General features: G+C 69.0%; 7 protein-coding genes. 3 read left to right on the top strand and 4 right to left on the bottom strand.

Annotated elements, in window-relative coordinates; translation table 11 throughout:
- Nucleotides 1-634, top strand: a 634-nt coding sequence (locus tag NN2_RS35250; RefSeq protein WP_063019572.1) for an urease accessory protein UreD, incomplete at its 5' end; no start/stop codon positions are given.
- A gap of 128 nt (nt 635-762) precedes the next feature.
- Here the strand turns inward: NN2_RS35250 and NN2_RS35245 are convergent.
- Both NN2_RS35245 and NN2_RS35240 read right to left on the bottom strand, forming a co-directional pair.
- Complete coding sequence (locus tag NN2_RS35245) at nt 763-2,301, bottom strand: NAD(P)/FAD-dependent oxidoreductase (RefSeq protein ID WP_082857485.1); 1,539 nt, start codon at nt 2,299-2,301, stop codon at nt 763-765.
- 138 nt (nt 2,302-2,439) lie between these two features.
- Nucleotides 2,440-3,105, bottom strand: a complete 666-nt coding sequence (locus NN2_RS35240) for a TetR/AcrR family transcriptional regulator (RefSeq protein WP_146098586.1) — start codon at nt 3,103-3,105, stop codon at nt 2,440-2,442.
- Nucleotides 3,106-3,192: 87 nt separating this feature from the next.
- Between NN2_RS35240 and NN2_RS35235 the strand changes: the two genes are divergently transcribed.
- Nucleotides 3,193-4,656, top strand: coding sequence for a cytochrome P450 (locus NN2_RS35235; RefSeq protein ID WP_063019570.1), 1,464 nt, complete (start codon nt 3,193-3,195; stop codon nt 4,654-4,656).
- Between the two features lie 89 nt (nt 4,657-4,745).
- Here the strand turns inward: NN2_RS35235 and NN2_RS35230 are convergent, their stop codons facing one another.
- Both NN2_RS35230 and NN2_RS35225 read right to left on the bottom strand, forming a co-directional pair.
- Nucleotides 4,746-5,636 (bottom strand): serine hydrolase, encoded by an 891-nt coding sequence (locus NN2_RS35230; protein ID WP_082857486.1) that lies wholly within the window; start codon nt 5,634-5,636, stop codon nt 4,746-4,748.
- Nucleotides 5,637-5,762: 126 nt separating this feature from the next.
- Entirely contained in the window at nt 5,763-5,969 is a 207-nt protein-coding gene (locus NN2_RS35225) for a hypothetical protein (RefSeq protein ID WP_062965071.1), read from the bottom strand.
- A gap of 364 nt (nt 5,970-6,333) precedes the next feature.
- Here NN2_RS35225 and NN2_RS35220 point away from each other — a divergent pair.
- Nucleotides 6,334-6,601, top strand: a 268-nt coding sequence (locus NN2_RS35220) for an exodeoxyribonuclease V subunit gamma (protein ID WP_156511568.1), incomplete at its 3' end; no start/stop codon positions are given.

Raw genomic sequence — 6,601 nt, 5'->3', positions numbered from 1 at the left:
GACCGGCGCGCTGGCGGTCCGCTCGACCGGGCCGGATACGCTGCATCTGATCGGTGCCGCGGCCACACCGCTCGGCGGGGACCAACTCGACATCCACATCGTGGTCGAGCCCGGTGCACGCCTGACGGTGCGCTCCGTGGCCGCCACGATCGTGCTCCCCGGCCGCACGACTCCGATATCGACGGCATCATGGACCATCGACATCGGCGCGGGCGGTGAACTGGACTTCGATCCGGAACCGACGGTCGTCGCCGGGGGAGCCGACCATCGTGCGGTCACCACCGTTCGGCTGGCCGCCGATGCCCGGATCCGCCTCCGCGAACGCGTGCAGATCGGCCGCACCGGCGAGGATCACGGCCGCTGGCGTGGCGACCTCGTCGCCGACACGTCCGCCCTGCCGTTGCTGCGCCATCGCCTCGAACTCGGTGCCGGCACCGCGGCCGACGATTTACTGTCGGCCCACCGCGCGCTGTCCAGCGAGCTGCGCTACCCCGACGACAGCCCCGCCTCGACCATCGGTATGGCCGCCGCGGTGCTGCCGCTGGCCGCCGGGGGTTCGCTCTCGACATGGACGGGTGCGCGGCTGTCCGAAACCCCCGCGAACCTTCGCCGTCGAGCCGCCGCAGCGGGGTGAGCGGAGACGTCGGGCTCGGACTTCGGGCAGGGCAGTCGAGCGTGCTCCGCGGCCGGCGTGAATACACAAGGGCCGCAAGCGCATCGGCTTGCAGCCCTCGGTAGTGCTGTGGTGATCAGGCCGAGTCGTCAGCCCGCCTTCGGCTGCGACGAGCCGGAGGCAGTCGACTCGCTCGTGGCGGAGGACTCGCTCGGACCGGCGGATTCGCTTGTGCCCGAGGCCTTTTCGCCGTTCGGAGTCGGGGCCGCCGACTTCGCCGACGGTTCGCCCGGTGCGGCGGGAGGCGTCGTGTTGCCGACCTCGGCCTCCACCTCCCGGGCGTCGGTCTCGTTGCCGTTCATGGCCTCGAGCGCGAGCCGGGCGAAGACCCACTGTTCGGTGGCCGCCATCTGCCCGCGGTTGCGGCCGAGGAAGGCGACGAACCACTGGAACACCGTGACGGTCCGGCTGCGGTAGCCGATCAGGTAGTACAGGTGCAGTACCAGCCAGATGAGCCATGCGAAGAAGCCGGAGAACTCCAGCTTGCCGATCTGGCAGACGGCGTTGAACCGCGAGACCGTCGCCATACTGCCCTTGTTGAAGTACTTGAACGGCTTGCGCTGATCGGGGGTCTGCTTCCCGGCGACCTCGGCCTTGATCTGCTTGGCGGCGTAGGTGGCGCCCTGAATGGCGCCCTGCGCCTGACCGGGCACACCGGGCACGGCCATCAGGTCGCCGACGACGAAGACGTTCGGATAGCCCTTGATCGTCAGATCCGGTTCGACCACGACCCGCCCGGCCCGGTCGGTTTCGGTGCCCTTGGACCGTTCGGCCAGCATCTTGCCCAGTTCGCTGGCCTGCACGCCGGCCGACCACACCTTGCACGCCGATTCGATGCGCCGCTCGGTGCCGTCCTTGTCCTTGACGGTCACACCGCGGGCGTCGACATCGGTGACCATCGCGTTGAGCTGGATCTCCACGCCCATTTTCTCGAGGCGGCGCTGGGCCTTGCCGCCGAGCTTGGGGCCCATCGGCGCGAGCACCGCGCCGGCGCCTTCGACCAGCAGCACGCGGGCGTCGCGCGGATCGATGTTGCGGAAGGTGCCGACCAGGGTGCGGTCGGCGAGTTCGGCGATCTGGCCGGCCAGTTCGACGCCGGTGGGGCCCGCCCCGACCACGACGAACGTCAGGAAGCGGTCGCGTTCCTCCTGGGTCTTGGCCAGTTCGGCCTCCTCGAACGAGCCGAGGATGCGGGCGCGCAGTTCCAGCGCGTCGTCGATGGTCTTCATCCCCGGCGCGTAGGTGGCGAACCGATCGTTGCCGAAATAGGACTGCTGAGCGCCGGTCGCGACGATCAGGCTGTCGAAGGAGGTGACGGTGTCCTGGTTGAGCAGTTTCGACGTCACGGTCTTGTTCACCAGGTCGATATCGTGGACCTCGCCCAGGATCACCCGCGTGTTGTGGTGCTTACGCAGCACGATGCGGGTGGCGGGAGCGATCTCGCCGGTGGACAGGATGCCGGTGGCGACCTGGTAGAGCAGCGGTTGGAACAGGTGCGTGGAGGTCTTGGAGATCAGTACGACATCGACGTTGTCGTGCTCGAGATGTTTGCACGCGAACAAGCCGCCGAAGCCGGATCCGATCACCACCACGCGGTGGCGTCGGTTCTCGACAGTTTCGGTTCCCATCAGCGCTCCTCGCCGGACGTTCGGTCTACGACAGGCTCAACGGTAGTCGGCTGCCCGGAGGCAGTCACGACGAGCACCGAATGTCGGCGCGTCCGCACCCCGAGCCCGAGTTTCGGCCCCCGGAGGGCGGGTATGCGATCACTTCGGCACCGGCTCCGCGGCGACCGTCAGCGGCCCGACGAGGCGGTCGCCGCCGATGCTCTCCACGGTCGGCCACAGAAAGGCCGCGAGCTGGTCGACGAATTCCGCGCGCGAGCGCGTCGGCTGCTGCATCCAGGCCTCGGCCGACATCAGAATGGCGCCGACGGTGGCGGTCGCCCAGATCCGCGCCAGCGCCGGGTCGGCGTCGAGGCGGCGCAGGATGATGTCGAAAATCGATGTCGCCCAGTCGGATACGCGGGTGAAGAACGGCCGGTGCTCGGCGTCGCCGCGCTCCAGCCGCTGCATCATGACGTGGTGCAGATTGGGGTTGGCGTCGACGAAATCGCAGATCAGGGTCACCACCGCGCGCAGTAGTTGCCGGGCGGGCAGCGGCTGGGCCAGCAGATCGTCGGCGGCGGCGATGATGGCGTTCATATGCCGCTCGGCAAGGGCGTCGATCAGCGCCGACAGATCCGGGAACACCGCGTATACCGCGGTGCGCGCGTATCCGGCCTCGGCGGCGACCTGCGCGATCGTCATCCGAGCTCCGGAGCCGGCCACCACCCGCTCGGCCGCGTCGAGGATTTCCGCGCGCCGGCGGTCCGGATCCCGGGGCGGCCCGGGCGGCCGGCCCGGACGCCGAATTTCTGTGTCCCTTGTCACAGCGCGATCCTACCTCTAATGTACGAGGTGTACTTTTCTTGCGGCCGGGCGGCGTTGCGCGGCTGCTGTGTTCGGGAGGCATCAGTCATGGTCAGCGTCGACCCGCGTCCCTCCGAAGCCGAACGGGAGAACATCGGCTTCATCGAAATTCCGGACAGTCATCCGATCGACCGGCTGCTGCACCGATTACCGGCCCGGGAGCAGGTGCTGGCGACACCGCCGCGAGCCAGCGCGGCGGCGGCCGTGCGCGGTGACGCCGGACTGCCGGTACTGGGCCGCTCGCTGCAGTATCTGCGCTGGGGCCCCGCCGAGATGTACGACCGATACCGCCGCTACGGCCCGGTGAGCTACAACAAATCCTTCGGCGTCGACCGCGTCCTGATCGCCGGTCCGCAAGCCGTCGACGAGGTACTCGGCAAGCGCCGCAACGATTTCGGGCAGGGCTGGGACTTCCTGATCGGCTCGTTCTTCCGCCGCGGACTACTGCTGCTGGAATTCTCCGAGCACATGTTCCACCGGCGCATCATGCAGCAGGCGTTCACCCGCGAACGGCTGGAATCGCATCTGGCGCAATTGAGCCCGGTGGTCCAGGCCGCGGTCGAACGCTGGAACCCGGCCGGTGCGCGCACCCTGCGGCTGTATCCGACGGTGAAAGATCTCACCCTCGAGATCGCCACCGAAACCTTCATGGGGGTCGACGCCGGACCGCAACGCCACCGGCTCGGACAGGCCTTCCTCGATTGCACCCACGCGCCGCTGGCGCTGGTGCGCTATCCGGTGCCCGGCGGTGCGTGGCGCGCCGGCCTGCGCGGGCGCAAGACGCTCGAGGAGTACTTCACCGCGATGGTGCCGCAGAAGCGCAGCGAAGAGGGTGCGGACTTCTTCTCCGCGCTGTGTCACGCCCGCGCCGAGGACGGGGCGACCTTCTCCGACGCCGACGTGGTCAACCACATGATCTTCCTGATCATGGCCGCCCACGACACGACCACCACCACCGCGACCTCGGTCGCCTACTACCTGGGCCGCCACCCGGACTGGCAGCAGCGAGTGCGCGCCGAGGCGCAGGCGTTGTTCGACGAGCTCGACGGTGCGCCGCCGACGATCGCCGATCTGGACCGCCTGCGCGATCTGGACCTGGTGATCAAGGAGAGCCTGCGGCTGGTGCCGCCCGTGCCGGGCCTGGTGCGCCGCGCCGTGCGCGACACCGAGGTGGCCGGTCACTACATTCCGGCCGGCACCCACGTCGACGTCGCCTACGGGGTCAATCATCTGCTGCCCGAATTGTGGTCGCAGCCGGCACGTTTCGATCCGGAACGGTTCGCCGAGGTCCGGCGCGAGGACAAATCGCACCGGCTGGCGTGGATGCCGTTCGGCGCGGGGGCGCACAAATGCATCGGCATGCATTTCGGCACTCTGGAGGTGAAGGTCGTCATCGCGGCGATGGTGCGTGCCTACCGCTGGCACATCCCCGACGACTATCTGATGCCGTGGGGTTTCAACACCATCCCGTTCCCGCGCGACGGGGCGCCGATGCGGCTGTCGCGGCTGTAACCGATCGGCGCGCTGCCGCGTCGGAACCGATCAGCGCGCTGTCGCGGCGGCAGCCGATCAGCGCGCTGTCGCGGTGGTGACCGCCCTGCTCACCGTCCGGCGAACAGCAGCTGCGCGACATGCGTGGTGGTCTCCTCGCCGTCGGTGTAGCCGCCCTGGTCGCCGAGGGAATTCATCACCGCGAGGGTGTAGCGCTCACCGGGCCCGGCGAAGCCGACCGAGTTGACCACCCAGCCGCCGTTCTCGTCGGACCAGCCGTTCTTCAGGCCCGGGTGCAGGGCATCGCCCGCGCCCCACACGCCCCAGTGCTGATTGGTGTCGACCTTGCGCATCCGGTCGAGCAGGTAGCCGCGGTCGTCCGGGTGCATGTGGTCGAGCACGTTGTTCATCAGCCGGTCCAGATCGGCCGGCGCGCACTGCTGAAAACCCCAGTCCGGGAACAGATGTCCGTTGCCGTTGGTCGGGCGCGGCACCAGGCCGGTCATCCCGTTGGCCCGGAAGGCGTTGTTGAACGCCTGCCGGTCCGGGCCCGCGTACTTGTTCCACAGGAAGTCCGCCGCGGCGTCGTTGGAGGTCGCCAGCATGGACTCCATCTGGGTGCGGTCCTCGGGCGTCAGCGTGATCGCGCCGACGCGTGCCCGGTTGAGCAGATCCTCGGCGATGGCCAGCTTGATCGTGGAGGCGGTCCAGAACAGCGTGTCGGCACTGCCGTTGGCATAGGTGCCGCCGGTGACCCGGTCGCGCACCACGTAGCCGGTGACACCGGGCCGGGAGGCCAGGTAGTTGTCGACCGCTGCGATCCGGCTGCTCATATCGCAGTCGAAGCCGTCGCGGCAGCCCTGCATACGCAGCGGGACGGCGGCGGCCGGAGCGGGATCCAGTACGGGGGTGCCCGCGATCAGCGCGGCGGCGACGACGCAGGCACCGGCGGCCAGGCGGGTGGTTCGAATGCCGCGGGACGCGGTCCGGGGATAACGCACGGTGAGCCACAATAGCCACAAATCCGCCGATCACGCACGTCTTGAGCTCGACCTGCGGATGTGGTAGCTCCACGGAGATCGTTGCAGGCCAGCGCATTTCGGCCATGTCGAGCGCAACGGCGCAGGTCAGCGGAATGCCGCGAGCAATTCCTCGACGCTGCGGCCGTTGAGCCGATAGCAGTGCTCGAAGGCCTCGGAATGCCGGTCGCGGGCCCAGCTGTGCAGCACCACGCCGCGGCCGTAGTGCCGGGAGTTGATCAGTTCCCACGTCTCGCCCGATCGCCGTACCGTGAACCCGGATCTGGGTACGAGAGGGACCACCGTCGCAGACATGAATCGAACCAGCCTTTCGATACCGCTTCTCCCGAAAACCTCCCCGCAGAGCACTGTGGCACACGACGGACCCGGTGTGCGGGTGACACGCGGTGGCGAATTGCGTTCGCAATAGCCGAATGGTCATGATGGCCGGATTCGATTGTGTTGCCGAATGTTTGGTGGGATGCTGCGAAGGGCGGCAAACCGGGGGTAACGGGCGTTGCCCGGTCGGTTGCGGAGGGCTCGTCCCACGGCGTTCGCCGGGCGCGGCGCACCGAGACGGGTCGGTGCCGCCGGGTGCGGTGGCCGGGTTTGTAGGATCGGGCGCGCCGCATCACCGCGACAACGGATCGCGCGCGAGGGACAGAGAGGCGGTGCGCAGGTGCTGCACATCCATCGGGCCGAGTCGGCGCGCACGCTGGCCGACGCGCTCGCCGCGATGCTGTCGCACCCGCTGCCGGACCCTTTCGCCGCCGAGGTCGTCGCGGTCGGCGCGCACGGCGTGCAACGCTGGCTCAACCAGCGGCTCGCGGTGACGCTGGGCGCGGGGGCGGGCGACGGCGTGGCCGCCAACATCGACTATCCGAGCCCGGCGGCGCTGGTCGCCGACATCTCGGCCGCGGCCTCCGATATCGCCGCCGACGCCGACC

The sequence above is a fragment of the Nocardia nova NBRC 15556 genome (assembly GCF_001613005.1).
Classification (GTDB): Bacteria; Actinomycetota; Actinomycetes; order Mycobacteriales; family Mycobacteriaceae; genus Nocardia; species Nocardia nova.
This window is presented reverse-complemented; position numbering and strand designations above follow the sequence as displayed.

Excerpts from the sequence above, each read along its gene's own strand:
- NN2_RS35245 (WP_082857485.1), bottom strand. The coding sequence starts at position 2,301 with ATGGGAACCGAAACTGTCGAGAACCGACGCCACCGCGTGGTGGTGATC.
- NN2_RS35235 (WP_063019570.1), top strand. The coding sequence starts at position 3,193 with ATGGTCAGCGTCGACCCGCGTCCCTCCGAAGCCGAACGGGAGAACATC.
- NN2_RS35225 (WP_062965071.1), bottom strand. The coding sequence starts at position 5,969 with ATGTCTGCGACGGTGGTCCCTCTCGTACCCAGATCCGGGTTCACGGTA.